A 17,485-nucleotide genomic window follows, 5' to 3' on the forward strand; every position below is an offset into this window, starting at 1 on the left:
GATGGGAGTCGAGAATACAGATTATAGGGAAGAGTCTTTGGACTTACAAAATCCTTTTGATATAAAACTGGTCTCAGAATTTATGGAGCCATTGGGTTTTGAATTCGATCCTGAAGACGTTGATTACACCATGATTCTTTATAATTTGAATCAGGAGGTAATAGGAACCGGGTCGTATAAAGGGAGAGTGCTGAAATACGTTGCAGTCTCTCCAAAATTTAGAGAAGGAGCAGCCTTTGCTCAAATCGTAACTCATTTAATCGAATTGGTTATTAACGAGCATAAACATATTTTTGTTTATACAAAACCACGCAATTTAGAGGTTTTTAAGGGCTTAGGATTTACCGAAATTGCGACGGCAGAACCTCTTTTTTCTGTTTTGGAATTTGGGTATGAGAATATTAAAACTTATCAAGATTATTTACGATCGATAAAAAGAGATGTGAGCGTAGGGGGCATTGCATCTATCGTAGTAAATTGTAATCCATTTACAAAGGGGCATAAATTCTTAATAGAAAAGGCTTGCGCGGAAAATCGAGTTGTATATTTATTTGTGGTCGAAGAGGATCGATCAGCATTTACTTTTGATATTCGATGGAGGTTGATTGAGGAGGAGCTGGGACATATTAAAAATCTAGTGATGGTAAAAGGGGGAAATTATGTGGTTTCAGGAACCATTTTCCCGTGTTATTTTTTAAAAGAAGAGAAAGAGTGTGATATTGCAGCGAAGCAGGCTGAATTGGATGTAATTACTTTTCTAAATTATATCGTCCCAATTTTAAATATCAACAGAAGATATGTTGGTACTGAAATGTATTCTCCGGTTACTGCAGCTTATAACGAGGCTATGATTAAGTATTTGCCGACTAATGGGGTGGAGATATTAGAGATTCCTAGAATCACTCAAGGTAGTGCTGATAATTACATTTCGGCATCGAAAGTAAGACTGGCGATTCGGGAGGATAGATTGAGTGATATTCTGGATTTCTTGCCCGATTCAACAAGGAAGTTTTTGTTGTCGGAGGAGTCTGCAACAATTTTAGAGAATATAAGAAATACAGTTTCCAGGCATTAAACAAAAAGGTCGGATGATTATCATCCGACCTTTTTTTATCTTTCGTAATATTAAAAGCCTATTCTTTTTCTGATTATGGAAAGTGTAGTAGGTTTTGAATTGTAACTATACTTTGCAAATATCAAATAAAAAAGCAATAGCAGGTTAAATATATAGTTGAAATACAGTGGAATGTGATAGTTTTTACTGGCTAAATCATCAATGAAAATATAGCATAGAGTAAACACTTCTCCCCAGAACCAAAGCCATAAAAATAGTTCGTTCAGGTCATCTGTTTTTTTTGTTCTAAATGTGTGGATTACTTGTGGTAGAGCACAAATTGCAAAAAGTATGCTTCCAAGCCATCCAATAAGTTCATTTGCTTGCATGTTGTTGTATTTTCATGCAAAAATGAACAAAAAAAGCAGAAATATAAGAAAATTGCCTAATTTCTTTGAATCAACAATAAGGTGCGGTCATCATCAAACTTCGATACATTGTAGATTTTGGTTAGTTCCAATTCTACATCTTTAGGTTCTATAACTTCTTTTTCTTTGTTGTTGTCAAGAATGTAGAACATCGCTTCATCGCCAATCATTTCACCGGTTTTGTCATTAACAGCTTCGGTGTATCCATCGGTATAAAAGAATAGTTTATCTCCTTTATTAAATTCGTGAACCAGACTTCGATATTTACCTTCCTTTACAACGCCCAATAGGGTTCCTACAATATTTAATTGGGAGATAGTTTTTTCTACTCCATCGTAAAGAAAAGGGCGAAGAGCTCCTGCCGAAGCAATACTAACTTTGTTGGATGAAGTACAGAGTGAAATTATACTTAGAGTTGTGAATACTTCGGTAAGTTGAATGTCTCTAAAAAGATATTCATTAATCACATCGAGAAATTTACCCGGCGATTCAACGAAATCAAGCTCCTGCCGGTTTACGAAAAAATTGATAGTGCTTCGAATATAAGCGATATAGGCGGGAACAAAGAACCATGCATCCCATTTTTTTCCCATAACATCGCCCATAATTAAAATTTTTCTATTCTGATCTACATCAATAATTTCGTAATAATCCCCTCCAGGTAATTTATCGTATGGTTGATGAAGAATTTGAATGTTGTAATCTCGTATGGTATCTTGAAATTCATTTTCGAAGCGAATAGGAGATCGTTTTGCTGCAGAGTTAAGTGCGTTTAAATATTTGGTTTTTAAATCGTGCTCGCGTTGAACATTCGAATTAATTTGGTGGATAATAAGTTTAGGATTTAGATTTTTGAAAAGGAAACCACTTATTTTAGATCGTAATAGTTTTTCTAGCTTTTCCATATCATTGGCATCCGAAACCAAGATATTTATCGGAATATGATTCGATACAATTTCTGTTATCTTATCTAGAATAGCTATAGCCCAGTCAGCCTTGTCATCAATTATAATACCCCAAGTATTGGTATCCTGCAGTGCCATGAAAAAGTCCGAGTCGGTATAAACGGCAGTAATTTTGGTTTTGAGATGTTTTCTTGGAAGTGGAAATGGTTTTATTCTGTTGGCACAATAAATCAAATTTCCTTTTTCGAAGCTGATATCATCTTTTCTTGCACCATCAAGGATATCTTTTCTTAAATAAGCTTTCTTTAAATGAGATTTGATCTTCGAAATGAAGATTTTTTGTTTGATTGGTTTGGTGATAAAATCATCAGCACCATCATTTATGTTTTTAATCCAGGTATCTTCCTCGTTGTTTCCTGAAAGAAAAATAAAAGGCGTGTGTTGGTATTCAGGTGTTTGTCTTAATCTCTTAATTAGTTCGTTACCATCCATTAATGGCATGTATAAATCCGAAATAATAAGATCGAAATGCTGCGTTTTAGACTTATCCAAAGCTTCTATGCCATTTTTTGCAAGAACGGTTTGGTAACCTAATCCTTTTAGAGTAAACTCAATAAATTTCAGGACAACGATATCATCATCAACGACTAGTATATTTGGCGAAACTTTTGCCATCTCAGTAAGCTATTCTACTGATGAAAAGCTGTTGACACAAGAGGTTTGGTCGTGCGAAATATCAAAAATAGAATCTAATTGCATTAGTTCAATTAATTCCATCACATCCTTATTGATATTGCAAAGTTTTATAAAACTTTTATGCTCTTTCGATGTTTTAAGGGCCGATAAAAGTGCTCCAAAACCAGAGCTGTCGATAAAGCTAATTCCGTCAAAATCAACAATTAATTTGGATTTAGGTTGAGATAAAAATTCATTCATTTTTTCCTTTGCAATATTTGCATTAAGGGCATATAAACGATTGGTTTCTCCTAATTTCATTATTGTAATAGAGTTCACCAGTTTGGTTTCAATATTCATAGCGGTAAAATATGGTTTCAGTACTATAGTTGTTCTAAGGTTTCTTTTAATTCGTTTATTGCTAAAGGGCATTGTGTTAAAAACTCCTCCACTAATAAGGGAATGTGTTTTAACTCAATGTCATTCATGGTTTCGCTTTTTACATTATTCCAGTTTTTTTCATCTTCAGGATTAAATTCAATGCCTTTTTCTTTTTTTTGTTGTAATTCAAATTTTAAATTTCCTTTTGAAAAATGTTCCAACTGTTCCAAACAATCTCCCGAATTTTCCATTCCCATGGTTCGCATCGATGATTTTGCCTTGTGTGCAATGGCACCTAAATCTTGCCAATCCTGAACTTTTAAACTTCTAGCAATTTCTTCTTCAAACTCTGGTATCTGTTCCAGAAATATATCAATCATTTCACCAATGATGCTTTTATCATTTCCCGACATTTCCCTTAAATAGGACAGATCAGTAATTTTTTCACCTTTAGTCATTCAGCAGGAATAAGCTTATTCGATTTAACTTTTGTTTATCTGTAATGGTAAATTCAATTTTTATTTCCTAAGAAATAATAGGCTAAATAAAGAGTAAAACCTTGATTGTCGCATATGCAATAATACTAATTTATTTTTAATTTACCTATTGCGTTACTTATTCTGTTAGTGCTTTAAATCCTCGTATTTACTGAATATTTGTTGATTATAATTCTATAAGTTTACTATTGTTTGCTTCATTAATAATTTCAATTAAGCTCAACAAAAGATTATTTTTCTCGTAACATTGTTTTTTAAGGAATTTATCTGAACACAACTTAGAGCCAAATGTCTATGATCTGGAAGTCTACTACTGCTATTTTTTTATTTGTTTTTTTAGTATCAGGGAATATAATTGGGCAAGAATTATTGTCCGTTAAAAAATCTGAATTCATTGATAATGTGCCTGATAGGAGGTCTGAATTTGCTCAGGTGAAAGAGGCGGGAGATCTTTATCAAAAAGGGATAGGATATGTAGCGCAGAGTTTAAATCTGTTTTTGAACGCTCACAAATTAAACAATTATAACCCTGAGTTAAATTATAATATTGGTGTTTGTTACTTAATTGCAGGTCCCAAAGAAGAGGCGCTGTCTTATTTGCTTGCTGCCCAGACCGAAGATGCCGAAATTAGTGCTGATATTCATTTTTTAATAGGTCTTGCTTATAAGTATCAGAATAATTTTTCGGATGCAATTATTCATTTTAAAATGAATAAGGAAGTCATTCAACAGAAGAAATATAAAGAGCATCAAGAGCTTTTGCCTATTAGTGATAAACACATACAAGAATGCCGAAATGGTCGAGATTTGTTAGAAAATAGCATAGATATAAACTTAAAACTTGTTGAAGGGAATGTGAATTCAGAATTTGATGAATTTAATCCTCAAATTATAGATAGTAGTTTGTTTTTTAGTTCGCGCAGAGGAGTGGAAAAAGATAGTAGATCGCCAGAAGATCAAAAGTTCTTTGAGAAACTATTTAAATCTTCAACAAATAATCTATCGATAAAAGAGGTTAATAAAGAAATAAATAATTGGAGCGAAAATGTAAATTCTACATTATTAGCAAAGTTTGACAAGGAGCACTTCGTATTTTATAGTAGCGATTCTGGCTTAGGGGATTTATTTTTTGCTGAAAAAGTGAAGGGTAAATGGCAACTAGGGAAGGCAATAAAATTTATTAATGAAAAAGATTCTCGCGAAAGTTCGGCAAGTTTGCCACTATCGGGCGATGAAATTTATTTTGTGAGTAATCGTAAAGGAGGATTTGGTGATTGCGATATTTATTATTGCAAGAAAGACTTGCATTCAAAATGGTCCAAGCCAATAAACATAGGTGGGGATATCAATACAGAGTTCGATGAAGGAGATGTATTTGTAAGTGCGGATGGTTCTAAGTTGTTTTTTAGCTCGAAAGGACACAATAGTATGGGTGGTTACGATATCTTCCAATCTGATCGTTTGCAGGATGGATCCTGGGGTAGCCCACAAAATATGGGATTTCCAATTAATAGCGCTACTAATGATATTACTTATTCTGAAGATGAAAATGGTAATTTCTATTTTGCATCCGAGCGTAGCGGAGGCAAAGGAGGATTTGATATTTATTGCAATAAGCAACCCGAACCTGTAGTGAAAGAGGAAGTGGTAGCTGAAGTAGAGGAACCGGAAATTCCTGCTGAACTTATTCCTGAAGTAAAAATTGATGTTCCGCTTTCTCTTCCGCTTGCAAATTTAAATAGCGAGACGGTTGTATTGCCAGAAACACCTGTTAAACAAGAGTTGGTCGAGGAGGATTTTGTTTACAGAGTTCAAATAGCAGCTTCAAGAAAGGAAATGAATCCTAACGATCTTTTTAGTAGATATAAAGGAGGTGATGTTATTGATCACTTATTTGTAGAAAATTGGCATAAATATACTATTGGCGGGTTTTTAACTTTTAAGGAGGCGGCCCAATATCGAGATGCCTGTGGTGTAAAGGATGCTTTTGTTGTTTTGTTTAAAGGTGGTTATCGATTGGGAATTGCAAGAAGACCTTTTGAGGCAAACTAATGTGCTAATGCAATCGATATCTGAGAAAATTTTTTACATTTGCAGAAGCTAACGCAAACATAATTTAATAACTTTTTTCTCAGGTAAATCTTCAATAAAAAGGAAGTGCTTTTTATGATTACTTGAAGATTTTGCCCAAAATACGTAAACAAATGAAAAGAACTGCATTCACAAACTTTCATGAAGAATTAGGTGCGAAAATGGCACCATTTGCTGGGTACAATATGCCTATTGAATATACCGGAATTAACGATGAGCACAAATGTGTTCGCGAAAAATTAGGGGTTTTTGATGTTTCTCATATGGGAGAATTTTGGGTGAAAGGTCCAAAAGCTTTTAGTTTTGTACAAAAACTAACCACTAATGATGTATCCGTACTTGCTGATGGTAAAGTGCAGTACACTTGTTTTCCGAATGGAAAAGGTGGTATTGTTGATGATTTGTTAGTATATCGCATGGATGCAGAGACTTACTTGCTAGTTGTGAATGCTGCAAACATTGAAAAGGACTGGAATTGGTGTGTGAAGAATGCCAGCGAAATGGGGTTAACCGTTGGAACCGAACTTTATAATGCTTCGGATGAAATATGTCAGTTGGCAGTGCAAGGTCCTTTGGCTTTGAAAGCGATGCAGAAAATTGTTGATCGTCCTATTGAAGATATGGAGTATTATACATTCCAGAAAGTGACAATAGCAGGTATCGAAAATGCTATTTTTTCTACTACTGGTTATACTGGCTCAGGAGGATGCGAAATATACGTATCCAACAAAGATGGAGTAAAACTTTGGAATGCCGTAATGGAAGCAGGTAAAGAATTTGGATTGCAACCAATTGGTTTGGCAGCTCGTGATACCTTGCGTTTAGAGGTTGGTTTCTGTTTGTACGGAAATGATATTGATGACGATCATTCGCCAATTGAAGCAGGTTTGGGTTGGATTACCAAATTTGTAGAGGGAAATGACTTTATCGATCGTGAGTTTTTTGAAAAACAACAAGAAGAGAAACCTAAGCGCCGATTGAAAGGTTTTGAATTAATTGACAGAGGAATTGCTCGTCATGGATATAAAATTGAAGATGCTGAAGGTAATGAAATTGGCGAAGTTACTTCAGGAACAATGGCTCCAATGATTGGGAAATCAATTGGTTTGGGGTATGTTAAAGAAGGGTTTTATAAAGTTGATACCGAAATCTTTATTCGGGTTCGTAATAAAGCCGTGAAAGCTAAAATCACAAAAATTCCTTTTTACAAAGCGTAAATAGAATTTTATTGAACTAACAAAAGGCAGTTACCGTTGATGTAGCTGCCTTTTTTTTGTTTTTCATTTAAGGCTTGGGTCTTTTCAAACATAAATCCTTATATTTGAAAAGGTTTTTTAAAGGAGATTAATTTCAAAAATTGAATTTGATTTTTCTTTTTGCCATTTAAATTCACAAAGATTACTCCGAACAATCCAAATATTTGGATTTTCTGGAAAAAACACCATCGCGTGAATGAATAATAAGTAAAAAATTCTGCAGGTTAAGTTTCTGTTTTTCAGAACGTAAATATTAATCTATATGAAGGGGGATAAGAGGGTTAATTATTTGTTTTAAAACATACATTTAAACGGATAAAATCATCTTAAAATAAATTTTTATTTGCAATTTTGCCTCAGGATATGGAATAATACAAAAATTTAAAACGTTTGAAAAAATGAAAGTACACAACTTTTCTGCAGGTCCTTCAATTCTTCCTGATTTTACAGTTGAAAAAACAGCTGAAGCAATTAAAAATTTTGCCGGAACAAGTCTTTCTTTGATGGAAGTGTCTCACCGTAGCAAAGAATTTGTTGCAGTAATGGATGAGGCTATCGCTTTGTTTAAGGAATTATTGAGTATTCCTGAAGGTTACTCGGTTTTGTTTCTTGGTGGTGGCGCCTCCACTCAGTTTTGCATGATTCCTTACAATTTGTTAGGAAAAAAAGCAGCGTATCTTAATACAGGTGCCTGGGCAAACAAAGCTTTAAAAGAAGCAAAACTATTTGGTGAAGTAGTAGAAGTAGCATCTTCTAAAGATACAGTTTACAACTACATCCCTAAAGGATATAAAATTCCTTCTGATGCGGATTATTTTCACATTACAACTAACAACACTATTTACGGTACAGAGATTAAAGAAGATTTAGACGTTAACGTTCCTTTGGTAGCTGATATGTCATCTGATATTTTCTCTCGTCCAGTTGATGTTTCAAAGTATGCATTAATTTATGGTGGTGCTCAAAAGAACCTTGCTCCAGCAGGTGTTACTTTTGTAATTGTAAAAGATGAAATTCTTGGAAAAGTAGATCGTCAGATTCCTACTATGTTGAACTACCAAACACACATCGATGGAGAGTCAATGTTTAATACTCCTCCAGTTGTTCCTGTTTTTGCAGCTCTTCAAACTTTGAAGTGGATCAAAGAACAAGGTGGTGTGTCGGCAATGCAAAAGCTAAACGAAGATAAAGCAGCAGTGCTTTACAACGAGATTGACAGTAATCCAATGTTTAAAGGAACCGTTATTAACAAAGAAGATCGTTCATTAATGAATATCTGTTTTGTGATGAATGACGAGTATAAAGAATTGGAAAAAGACTTCTACGAATTTGCTACCGCAAAAGGGATGTCAGGAATTAAAGGACACCGTTCAGTTGGTGGTTTCCGTGCTTCTACCTACAATGCCTTGCCAAAATCAAGCGTACAGGCATTAGTTGATTGCATGAAAGAATTCAAAAGCATTCACGTAAAATAATTATAATAGGAAATGAGCAGGAATGGCGAAATCCATCTCCTGCTTATTTGTCATTCGGTGCACGAGGAACGACTAAAGTAATGTATTCATTACTTCGATTTGGCTGGCAATGACATTTTATTTTTTCATAATTCAAATATCAAATAAAATGACAAAAGTATTAATTGCAACCGATAAACCTTTTGCTCCTGCAGCTGTTGATAGTATCAGAACTGTTGTGGAAGGTGCTGGTTACGAATTGGTTTTGTTGGAATCTTATACTGATAAAGCAGACCTGTTAGCGGCAGTTGCCGATGTTGACGCAATGATTATTCGTAGCGATAAAGCTACAAGGGAAGTAATTGAAGCGGCTAAAAAACTTAAAGTAATTGTTCGTGCAGGTGCAGGATACGATAATATCGATTTGGAGGCATGTACTGAAAATGGCGTTGTAGCAATGAACACTCCAGGGCAGAATTCAAATGCTGTTGCTGAGTTGGTTTTTGGTATGATGGTATTTTTGGCAAGAAAAGGTTTCAACGGTAGCGCTGGTGTAGAATTGCGCGGAAAGAAAATCGGTATTCATGCTTATGGAAATGTAGGTCGTTACGTTGGCGAAATAGCCAAAGGTTTTGGAATGGAAGTATATGCTTTCGATCCATTTGTGGCTAAGAAAACCATTGAAGCTGATGGAGTGAAAGTATTAGATTCTGTGGAGGAATTATACAGCACTTGTAACTATGTTTCTCTTCATATTCCTGCAAATGATAAAACAAAAAATTCAATCAATTTCGATTTGTTGAACAAGATGCCTAAAGGTGGGGTACTTGTAAATACAGCTCGTAAAGAAGTGATTGACGAGGCCGGTTTGATTCAATTAATGGATGCTCGTAAGGATTTTGCTTACATTTCGGATATTGCTCCAGATTGCAAAGAGGAAATTGAAGCTAAATTCCAAGGTCGATTCTTCTTTACTCCAAAGAAAATGGGTGCACAAACTGCTGAGGCAAATATCAATGCTGGTATTGCTGGTGCAAATCAAATTGTGAACTGCATTAAAAATGGAGACGAAACATACCGGGTAAATAAGTAGTATGATAGATTGAGTAAATGAGATGTGAGTTAATGAGTTAACTGAAATTACTAATCGCGACATTCGATTTTGAAGATGTAAAGGGGTATCAAAAATCATTAGTATTTATTGATTTGGTATATGTACTCACTTTAAGATTTTCGAAGGATGAATTTTTGGTTTAACCAATCAATTTCGAAGAGCAGCCAATTCAATTGCCTTAAATTTAGAGGGAGGGTTTGGTGAAAGTATTGCTTTGAGTTTGAGATATCTTTGTATTGTCAGGGACTTTATAGTGGATTGTGTTGTATGTTCTACAATTGCTAAATAAAGAAATTTCATTGATGAGAAGGAGGAATTAAAGACTCGCGAATTATAGAGGAATTATCAAAGATGTCCATGGGATATAGAAAATATCTTGAAAGAAAAATTAATGAGGTGAAAACTCATTAACACATTCACTCATTTATTATTGCACTAAACAAACAAACACAACAAAAAACAAATAACGCAATGGCTATTTTAAAACCATTTAAGGGCTTACGCCCACCAAAAGAAATATCAAAAGATTTGGCTTGCTTGCCATACGATGTAATGAATTCAGAGGAAGCTGCTCAAATGGCTGAAGGTAAAGAAGTGTCTTTGCTTCACATCACTCGTGCCGAAATTGACTGTCCTGCTGGAACAGATGTTCACTCAGAAGAGGTGTATAAAAAATCTGTATCCAATTTAAAAATGTTCCAGGATAAGGGATGGTTGGTTCAGGACGAGGAAGCTAAGTTTTATATCTATGCTCAAACCATGGATGGTAGAACTCAGTATGGTATTGTTGCAAATGCTGCTTGTGAAGACTACAAGAATGGTGTGATTAAAAAACACGAGTTGACTCGCCCGGATAAAGAGGAAGATCGAATGATTTTGACTCGTTATACCGAAGCTAATTTAGAGCCAGTATTCTTTTCTTATAAAGCGGTTCCAGAGATTGATGCTATTGTTGCTAATATTGTAAAGAACGAAGAAGCAGAGTACGATTTTGTTGCTGAAGACGGATTTGGTCATCATTTTTGGCCTGTAAATAATCCAGCAACTAATAAGGAGTTGGAAGAGTTGTTCGCAACTAAAGTTCCTGCTACCTATGTTGCCGATGGTCATCATCGTACTGCAGCCGCGGCTCGCATTGGAGATGAATTTGCAGCAAAAAATCCTAATCACACAGGTGATGAGGAGTATAATTACTTTATGGCTGTTCATTTTCCAGATAATCAGTTAGCAATTATCGATTACAATCGTGTTGTTAAGGATTTAAACGGAATGACTGAAGTGGAGTTTTTAGCTAAGTTGGAGCAAACATTTGAAGTGGAGTGTATGGGAGCAGATACTTACAAACCTGCTAAATTGCACGAATTCTCTATGTATCTGGATAATAAATGGTACAAACTAAATGCTAAAAAGGGAACTTACGATGATAAAGATCCTATTGGAGTTTTAGACGTAACTATTTTATCGAATCATGTTTTGGATAATTTATTAGGCGTTGAGGATCTTCGTACTACTACTCGTGTTGAGTTTGTAGGTGGTATTCGTGGATTAGGGGAGCTGAAAAAACGTGTTGATAGTGGCAATATGAAAGTTGCTTTTGCTTTGTACGCTGTTTCTATGCAACAATTAATCGATATTGCTGATACTGGTAATATTATGCCTCCAAAAACAACTTGGTTCGAGCCTAAGCTTCGTTCGGGTTTATTGATACATAAATTGGACTAAGAAGTTAATTTTTTATAAGGATTAAAGGATGCCATTTGGTATCCTTTTTTTTTTTCGAAATTTTATCATTAACCATTTGGTTAAAAAAGTTTATTTTTTTTGTTGGAAAATAAAAAAAAGCGATACATTTGCATTAACCAAACGGTTAAACCGGGTGGTTAATTTTTTGAGAGTCAGTTAACCAAATGGTTAAAAAGAATAAAAATGGATAAAAAGTCACTTGAAACCCAAGAGAGTATTCTAATTGCAGCACGAATTATTTTTGCACAAAAGGGGCTGGCTGGAGCTAGAATGCAAGAAATTGCCGATACTGCTGGAATTAATAAAGCATTATTGCATTACTACTATAAAAGTAAAGAGAAACTATTCGAACAAATATTTGAAGAAGCCTTAGTGAAAATCATGCGACCACTTTCAACCTTTTTGGCGGATGATTCGGAGTTGTTTCAGAAGATTCGAAATATCTGTAATATCTATCACAAAGTGTTATTTGAATATCCATTTTTGCCCAATTTTATACTGAATGAGGTAACGACTGATCCTTCGCGCATTTTTAATATCATGACTAAGGAAGATGTTTTGGAAGCAAAAGGTAAAACATTGCAGCAGATTAATAAGGCGGTTCAATCAGGAAAAATTAGAGCGATTGATCCTCAGGAATTGATATTAAATATCATCAGTTTGTCTGTGTTTCCCTTTGCTGCTCGTCCTATGGCCGAGGAATTGCTATTTAAAGATGTTGATATGGACGAAATGCTTCAAACAAGAGCTGAGCGAGTTGCTGATTTTGTTATTCAATCGATAAAAATTTAATTTTTTGATATGAGCACAATTTTTAGAAAAAGTAAATACATTTTTTTACTGATAATCTTTTTTAAGCTTCAGATAAGCTATGGACAGGATACTGTTTTGAGCTTGGAGCAAATCCAAAACGAGGTACAAAAGAATTATCCTTTAATAAAAGGAAAGGCACTTTTAAGTGAGTCTTCCGGTTTAAATGTTGAAAATTTAAAGGTTTCCTATTTGCCTCGATTTTATGCCAACGGACAAGTAAGTTACCAATCGGAGGTAACTGGAATTAGTTTGCCTGGGGTAGATGCGCCAAAAGCTCCGAAAGATCGATATGCTTTGAATCTTGATATTGAGCAATTGATTTACGATGGAGGGAAAACCAAAAGTAGAATTAAGGTAGAAGAGCAAAATTCACAGGTTGAAATCAATGATCTTGAAATTCAGATGTATCAATTGCGAGCACGAGTAAATGCTGCGTATTATGGAATACAGTTGGTTCGAAAAAGTAAATTGGTGCTTTTCGATAAGCAAAAAACGATTTCGAATCGCTTGCAACAAATTAAGTCGGCAGTAGATAATGGTGTTGTTTTGCCAGCCAATTTAAAAGTGCTACAATCGGAATTGCTTTTAATCGATCAGCAAGTTCAGGAGTTAAACGCCATGGAAGAAGCTTCTTTTTCGGTACTTTCCGAATTAATGGGACGAAGTCTTAGTGCAGATGTGAAGTTGAAGGAAACTAGTTATGAGAATGAATTATTGCTTAGTGCCAATTTGGATCTTACACAACGACCAGAATATGTGCTATTTTCTAGTCAGAAATCCTTACTCGAAGCACAAAAAGAGCTTATAAAAAAGGATAGATCTCCGGTTATTACAGGATTCGGACAAGCAGGTTATGGAAATCCGACTTACAATCAATTAAAGGACGAGTTTGATACTTATTACATGCTAGGAGCAAAAATATCATGGAATATTTTCGATTGGAAGTCTAATCGGCGCAAGCAAAAAGAGATCGGAATACGAAGAGATATAGTGGAAACTAAAGAGTTAAGCTTTACACAGAATCAGTTAATCGAAATCGGGAACGAAACTAGTAAAATTAAAAAATTCAATATTTTACTGGAAAAAGATGATGCAATAATTGAGTTGCAGACAGCTGTGAGTAAAAGTGCGGCTTCGCAATTAGATAATGGTGTAATTACTTCCAGTGATTATTTGGAAGATCTGAATAAAGAAATTCAAGCAAAATTAAATAAGGAATATCATACCATTCAATTGCAACAATCAATAGCTGAATACAACAGAATTAAAGGAATTTAAAGAATTATAAAAATGAAATTTACTACAATATTAGCAGTAGCCGTTGTATTCTTGACTTCGGCATGTAAACAAACTGGGAACGAGTCGGATGCTTACGGTAATTTCGAAGCAACAGAATATATGATAGCCGCAGAGAATAATGGTAAAATAGTATCTCTGGATATAGAAGAAGGGGATGTGTTTTCTGAAGCAAAACAGGTTGGACTTATTGATACAATTCAGCTGTTTCTTCAAAAAGAACAGTTGAAAGCTCAACGAGTTTCTATTGCTTCCGGAGTGCAAAATATTCTGTCGCGAATTGCTGTTTATCAGGAACAACTGTCCATTCTTAAAAAAGATAAGATACGTTTCGATAAGATGTTTGCCGATGGTGCGGCAACTAGTAAAGCTGTGGATGATATTAATGGAAATATTCTTGTGGTGCAACAACAAATACAGACTGTTAAAACAGAGAATGCCAGAGTGCTTGGTGATTTGGAAAATGTGACTCGGAAAATGGATGCTTTGAACGACTTAATTGCGAAAAGTAAAATTTATGTACCAGAGGCTGCAACTGTTTTAGAAAAATATCATGAGGCATACGAAATGGTAAATACGGGAACTCCTTTATTTAAATTAGCCGATTTAAGATCTTTGGATTTACGTGTGTATATCAGTGGAGATCAACTATCCTCCGTTAAAATTGGTCAGGAAGTGAATGTGTTAATTGATAAAAATGAGAAAGAGAACCATACCTTAAAGGGGAAAGTTATTTGGATTTCATCTCAATCGGAGTTTACTCCTAAAATTATTCAAACCAAAAAGGAAAGGGTGAAATTGGTATATGCTGTAAAAATAAAAGTTGCTAACGATGGTCTTCTGAAAATAGGAATGCCTGGTGAAGTTAGATTTTAATATCAAGTAGTATTTAAAAGGATGTTTAGTCGTATTTCATTAGTTTATTGACCTTTAGATATCTTAGAAATAGATGATATATAAAAATATGGATGCAAGTATACACATAGATAATTTATCTAAAAGTTATGGAACAATACAAGCACTTAAAAATATTAATTTAGATATTCATTCGGGAGAATTATTTGGACTAATTGGTCCCGATGGTGCCGGGAAAACAACGCTTTTTCGATTGTTGGCAACTTTATTACTGCCAAGTGAAGGTGTTGCCAAACTTTGCGGAATTGATAGTGTTGCCGAATACAAAAAGATTAGGAGTTTTCTTGGGTATATGCCGGGTAAATTCTCTCTTTATCAGGATTTAAGTGTGATTGAAAATTTGGAGTTCTTTGCAACGGTTTTTAATACAAGAATAGAGGATAATATGGATATGATCCATGATATTTGGGTGCAGATTGAGCCTTTTAAAAATCGTTTGGCAGGAAAACTATCTGGTGGAATGAAACAAAAGTTGGCGCTTTGTTGTGCATTAATTCATCAGCCGAAAATTCTTTTGCTCGACGAACCTACTACTGGTGTTGATTCTGTATCGCGAAGTGAGTTTTGGCAAATGTTAAAAGGACTAAAAAAGAAGGGAATTACAATTGTTGTAGCAACACCTTATATGGATGAGGCTAATTTGTGCGAGCGGGTTGCTTTGATTCAGGATGGTGAAATTTTGCAAGTAAATAGTCCGGCCGAGATTGTAGAGCAATTCGAGAAAGACTTGTATTCAGTAAAAAGTGACGATAATTACCAAACGCTACTCGACTTAAGAGAATTTGAACATACCAACTCCGTTTTTCTTTTTGGACAAAACTTGCATTTTACGGATACCAGAAAGCAGTTTGCCGAAGATGAATTAAAGCAATATTTGAAAAATAAAGGACGATCGAATATTGTAATTGAAAAGATACAAGCAAGTATTGAAGATTGTTTTATGGCATTAAGCACAAAACCCGAAGCAAATGAATGAGAAGGAGAAAGTGATACGTGTTAAAAACATGTACAAGAAATTCGGAGATTTTACTGCGAATAACGATTTGTCATTTGAAGTATCGAAAGGGGAGATTTTTGGTTTTTTAGGTGCGAATGGAGCGGGTAAAACAACGGCAATAAAAATACTTTGTGGCTTGTCTTTTCCAACTTCCGGCGAAATAAAGGTGGCAGGATTTGATGTTTATACCGAACGGGAATCTGTTAAAAGAAACATCGGTTATATGAGTCAGAAATTCTCTCTCTACGAGGATTTAACGGTATTTGAGAACATTCGTTTCTATGGTGGTATTTATGGTTTATCGAAAGCCGAAATAAATTCGAAAGCCGATGAATTATTGGATAAACTCGATTTGCAACATGCAAGAAATAAAATGATTAGCGCTTTGCCTTTGGGATGGAAGCAAAAGTTAGCCTTTTCGGTGGCTATTTTTCACAATCCGGAAATTGTTTTTCTCGACGAGCCAACCGGAGGAGTTGATCCTGTTACCAGAAGGCAATTTTGGGATTTAATTTACGATGCTTCGCGTGCCGGAATTACTGTGTTTGTAACCACTCATTATATGGATGAAGCAGAATATTGCGATCGGGTTTCGATAATGGTCGACGGGAAAATAGAAGCGCTGGATACCCCTGAAAAGTTGAAAAAGCAGTTTAATGTTGATGATATGGATCAGGTGTTTTTGAGTTTGGCGAGACATGCAACCAACATCGAGTAACGTTTATAAGTAAAATTGAAATACAGATGAATCGATTTATCGGATTTTTAAAAAAAGAGTTCTACCATATCTTTCGAGACAAAAGATCAATGCTTATTCTATTTGGAATGCCCATTGTTCAGATTTTACTTTTCGGATATGTAATTAATACCGACCTTAAAGATGTTCAGATGGCTGTTTTAGATCATTCAAAGGATGAATATTCTGCAGAAATCATTAATAAAATTACTTCTTCGGGCTATTTTAAACTTACCGAAAATTTAGAGTCTTTGGAAGAAGCCGATGCGGTTTTTAGAAAAGGGAATGTGAAAGTAATATTAGTTATTGAACCTGATTTGGGTAAGAATCTAATCAAAAACACAGCTGGTAATATTCAAATTTTAACCGATGCATCGGATCCAAATACTGCAAATTTAGAGGTTAATTATCTACAAGGAATTCTTCAGAATTATAATTTGGAAATTAATCGGGGGAAGCAAACTCCACTTTCTATTCAGGCCAAGTCACGAATGTATTTTAATGCGAATTTAGAGAGTGTATTTATGTTTATACCAGGAATTATGGCAACAATATTAATGCTGGTTTCAGCCATGATGACCTCTATTTCTATCGCCAGAGAAAAGGAACTGGGAACCATGGAAATCTTATTGGTATCGCCTTTAAATCCTTTACAAATTATCTTGGGAAAGGTTGCACCTTACCTGGTTTTGTCATTTATCAATGCATTGGTAATTATAGGGATGGGTTATTTTATATTTGGAGTGCCCGTATTAGGTAGTTTTGCTTTACTAATGGCCGAGAGTGTTTTGTTTATATTTTTAGCATTATCAATAGGTATTTTTATTTCTACTGTGTCGAAAAACCAACAGGTAGCTATGATGCTTTCCATGTTTGCTTTAATGTTACCTACAATTATCCTTTCCGGTTTTATTTTTCCAATAAGAAATATGCCAATTCCTTTGCAAGTGTTTAGTAATATAATTCCACCTAAATGGTTCATTATAATATTGAAAAATATTATGCTGAAAGGGGTAGGTATTGAATATATATGGAAGGAAACATTGATTTTAATAGCTATGACATTTGGTTTTATTGGTCTTAGCTTAAAAAAGTTTAAAACAAGGTTGGAGTAATTTAGAAAGAAACAG

General features: G+C 34.7%; 16 protein-coding genes. 12 read left to right on the top strand and 4 right to left on the bottom strand.

The window, feature by feature from the left end; translation table 11 throughout:
- Window position 1 precedes the first annotated feature (1 nt).
- Window positions 2-1,075, top strand: coding sequence for a [citrate (pro-3S)-lyase] ligase (locus BZG02_RS17470; RefSeq protein ID WP_101263044.1), 1,074 nt, complete (start codon window positions 2-4; stop codon window positions 1,073-1,075).
- Window positions 1,076-1,125: 50 nt separating this feature from the next.
- Here the strand turns inward: BZG02_RS17470 and BZG02_RS21375 are convergent, their stop codons facing one another.
- The 4 genes from BZG02_RS21375 to BZG02_RS17490 are packed head-to-tail and all read right to left on the bottom strand — an operon-like array spanning window position 1,126 to window position 3,901.
- Window positions 1,126-1,443 carry a PQ-loop repeat-containing protein gene (locus BZG02_RS21375; RefSeq protein WP_101263045.1) on the bottom strand — a complete coding sequence of 106 codons (318 nt, stop codon included), beginning with the start codon at window positions 1,441-1,443 and terminating at the stop codon, window positions 1,126-1,128.
- 56 nt (window positions 1,444-1,499) lie between these two features.
- Window positions 1,500-3,062, bottom strand: a complete 1,563-nt coding sequence (locus BZG02_RS17480) for a fused response regulator/phosphatase (protein WP_101263046.1) — start codon at window positions 3,060-3,062, stop codon at window positions 1,500-1,502.
- 9 nt (window positions 3,063-3,071) lie between these two features.
- On the bottom strand, window positions 3,072-3,422 hold the full coding sequence (locus BZG02_RS17485) for an STAS domain-containing protein (RefSeq protein ID WP_180335771.1): 351 nt from the start codon (window positions 3,420-3,422) through the stop codon (window positions 3,072-3,074).
- Window positions 3,423-3,445: 23 nt separating this feature from the next.
- Window positions 3,446-3,901 (bottom strand): Hpt domain-containing protein, encoded by a 456-nt coding sequence (locus BZG02_RS17490; RefSeq protein ID WP_101263048.1) that lies wholly within the window; start codon window positions 3,899-3,901, stop codon window positions 3,446-3,448.
- 333 nt (window positions 3,902-4,234) lie between these two features.
- Here BZG02_RS17490 and BZG02_RS17495 point away from each other — a divergent pair, with 333 nt between their 5' ends.
- The 11 genes from BZG02_RS17495 to BZG02_RS17550 all read left to right on the top strand — a co-directional run bounded on the left by BZG02_RS17495 (window position 4,235) and on the right by BZG02_RS17550 (window position 17,470).
- Window positions 4,235-5,992: a PD40 domain-containing protein gene (locus BZG02_RS17495; RefSeq protein ID WP_180335772.1), complete on the top strand. Its 1,758-nt coding sequence runs from the start codon at window positions 4,235-4,237 to the stop codon at window positions 5,990-5,992.
- Window positions 5,993-6,144: 152 nt separating this feature from the next.
- A complete protein-coding gene (gene gcvT / locus BZG02_RS17500) occupies window positions 6,145-7,248 on the top strand; it encodes a glycine cleavage system aminomethyltransferase GcvT (RefSeq protein WP_101263050.1) in 1,104 nt (367 codons plus the stop codon).
- Window positions 7,249-7,685: 437 nt separating this feature from the next.
- Complete coding sequence (gene serC, locus BZG02_RS17505; RefSeq protein ID WP_101263051.1) at window positions 7,686-8,762, top strand: 3-phosphoserine/phosphohydroxythreonine transaminase; 1,077 nt, start codon at window positions 7,686-7,688, stop codon at window positions 8,760-8,762.
- A 148-nt stretch (window positions 8,763-8,910) separates the two neighbouring features.
- On the top strand, window positions 8,911-9,834 hold the full coding sequence (locus BZG02_RS17510) for a 3-phosphoglycerate dehydrogenase (RefSeq protein ID WP_101263052.1): 924 nt from the start codon (window positions 8,911-8,913) through the stop codon (window positions 9,832-9,834).
- A gap of 492 nt (window positions 9,835-10,326) precedes the next feature.
- Complete coding sequence (locus tag BZG02_RS17520; protein WP_101263053.1) at window positions 10,327-11,577, top strand: DUF1015 domain-containing protein; 1,251 nt, start codon at window positions 10,327-10,329, stop codon at window positions 11,575-11,577.
- 204 nt (window positions 11,578-11,781) lie between these two features.
- A complete protein-coding gene (locus BZG02_RS17525) occupies window positions 11,782-12,390 on the top strand; it encodes a TetR/AcrR family transcriptional regulator (RefSeq protein WP_101263054.1) in 609 nt (202 codons plus the stop codon).
- A 9-nt stretch (window positions 12,391-12,399) separates the two neighbouring features.
- Window positions 12,400-13,689 (top strand): TolC family protein, encoded by a 1,290-nt coding sequence (locus BZG02_RS17530; RefSeq protein WP_101263055.1) that lies wholly within the window; start codon window positions 12,400-12,402, stop codon window positions 13,687-13,689.
- 12 nt (window positions 13,690-13,701) lie between these two features.
- The gene (locus tag BZG02_RS17535; RefSeq protein ID WP_101263056.1) at window positions 13,702-14,583 is read left to right on the top strand and encodes an HlyD family secretion protein; all 882 of its coding nucleotides are present in this window, start codon (window positions 13,702-13,704) and stop codon (window positions 14,581-14,583) included.
- 73 nt (window positions 14,584-14,656) lie between these two features.
- On the top strand, window positions 14,657-15,598 hold the full coding sequence (locus tag BZG02_RS17540) for an ABC transporter ATP-binding protein (RefSeq protein WP_245868127.1): 942 nt from the start codon (window positions 14,657-14,659) through the stop codon (window positions 15,596-15,598).
- Complete coding sequence (locus tag BZG02_RS17545; protein ID WP_101263058.1) at window positions 15,591-16,337, top strand: ABC transporter ATP-binding protein; 747 nt, start codon at window positions 15,591-15,593, stop codon at window positions 16,335-16,337. The genes BZG02_RS17540 and BZG02_RS17545 overlap by 8 nt, the downstream gene beginning before the upstream one ends.
- A gap of 26 nt (window positions 16,338-16,363) precedes the next feature.
- Entirely contained in the window at window positions 16,364-17,470 is a 1,107-nt protein-coding gene (locus BZG02_RS17550; protein WP_101263059.1) for an ABC transporter permease, read from the top strand.
- Window positions 17,471-17,485: the final 15 nt, after the last annotated feature.

This window comes from Labilibaculum filiforme (genome assembly GCF_002843315.1).
GTDB classification, from domain to species: Bacteria; Bacteroidota; Bacteroidia; order Bacteroidales; family Marinifilaceae; genus Labilibaculum; species Labilibaculum filiforme.

Excerpts from the sequence above, each read along its gene's own strand:
- BZG02_RS17545 (WP_101263058.1), top strand. The coding sequence starts at position 15,591 with ATGAATGAGAAGGAGAAAGTGATACGTGTTAAAAACATGTACAAGAAA.
- BZG02_RS17520 (WP_101263053.1), top strand. The coding sequence starts at position 10,327 with ATGGCTATTTTAAAACCATTTAAGGGCTTACGCCCACCAAAAGAAATA.
- BZG02_RS17510 (WP_101263052.1), top strand. The coding sequence starts at position 8,911 with ATGACAAAAGTATTAATTGCAACCGATAAACCTTTTGCTCCTGCAGCT.
- BZG02_RS17490 (WP_101263048.1), bottom strand. The coding sequence starts at position 3,901 with ATGACTAAAGGTGAAAAAATTACTGATCTGTCCTATTTAAGGGAAATG.
- BZG02_RS21375 (WP_101263045.1), bottom strand. The coding sequence starts at position 1,443 with ATGCAAGCAAATGAACTTATTGGATGGCTTGGAAGCATACTTTTTGCA.
- BZG02_RS17485 (WP_180335771.1), bottom strand. The coding sequence starts at position 3,422 with ATGAATATTGAAACCAAACTGGTGAACTCTATTACAATAATGAAATTA.
- BZG02_RS17535 (WP_101263056.1), top strand. The coding sequence starts at position 13,702 with ATGAAATTTACTACAATATTAGCAGTAGCCGTTGTATTCTTGACTTCG.
- BZG02_RS17550 (WP_101263059.1), top strand. The coding sequence starts at position 16,364 with ATGAATCGATTTATCGGATTTTTAAAAAAAGAGTTCTACCATATCTTT.
- BZG02_RS17530 (WP_101263055.1), top strand. The coding sequence starts at position 12,400 with ATGAGCACAATTTTTAGAAAAAGTAAATACATTTTTTTACTGATAATC.
- BZG02_RS17525 (WP_101263054.1), top strand. The coding sequence starts at position 11,782 with ATGGATAAAAAGTCACTTGAAACCCAAGAGAGTATTCTAATTGCAGCA.
- gcvT (WP_101263050.1), top strand. The coding sequence starts at position 6,145 with ATGAAAAGAACTGCATTCACAAACTTTCATGAAGAATTAGGTGCGAAA.
- BZG02_RS17495 (WP_180335772.1), top strand. The coding sequence starts at position 4,235 with ATGATCTGGAAGTCTACTACTGCTATTTTTTTATTTGTTTTTTTAGTA.
- BZG02_RS17470 (WP_101263044.1), top strand. The coding sequence starts at position 2 with ATGGGAGTCGAGAATACAGATTATAGGGAAGAGTCTTTGGACTTACAA.
- serC (WP_101263051.1), top strand. The coding sequence starts at position 7,686 with ATGAAAGTACACAACTTTTCTGCAGGTCCTTCAATTCTTCCTGATTTT.
- BZG02_RS17480 (WP_101263046.1), bottom strand. The coding sequence starts at position 3,062 with ATGGCAAAAGTTTCGCCAAATATACTAGTCGTTGATGATGATATCGTT.
- BZG02_RS17540 (WP_245868127.1), top strand. The coding sequence starts at position 14,657 with ATGATATATAAAAATATGGATGCAAGTATACACATAGATAATTTATCT.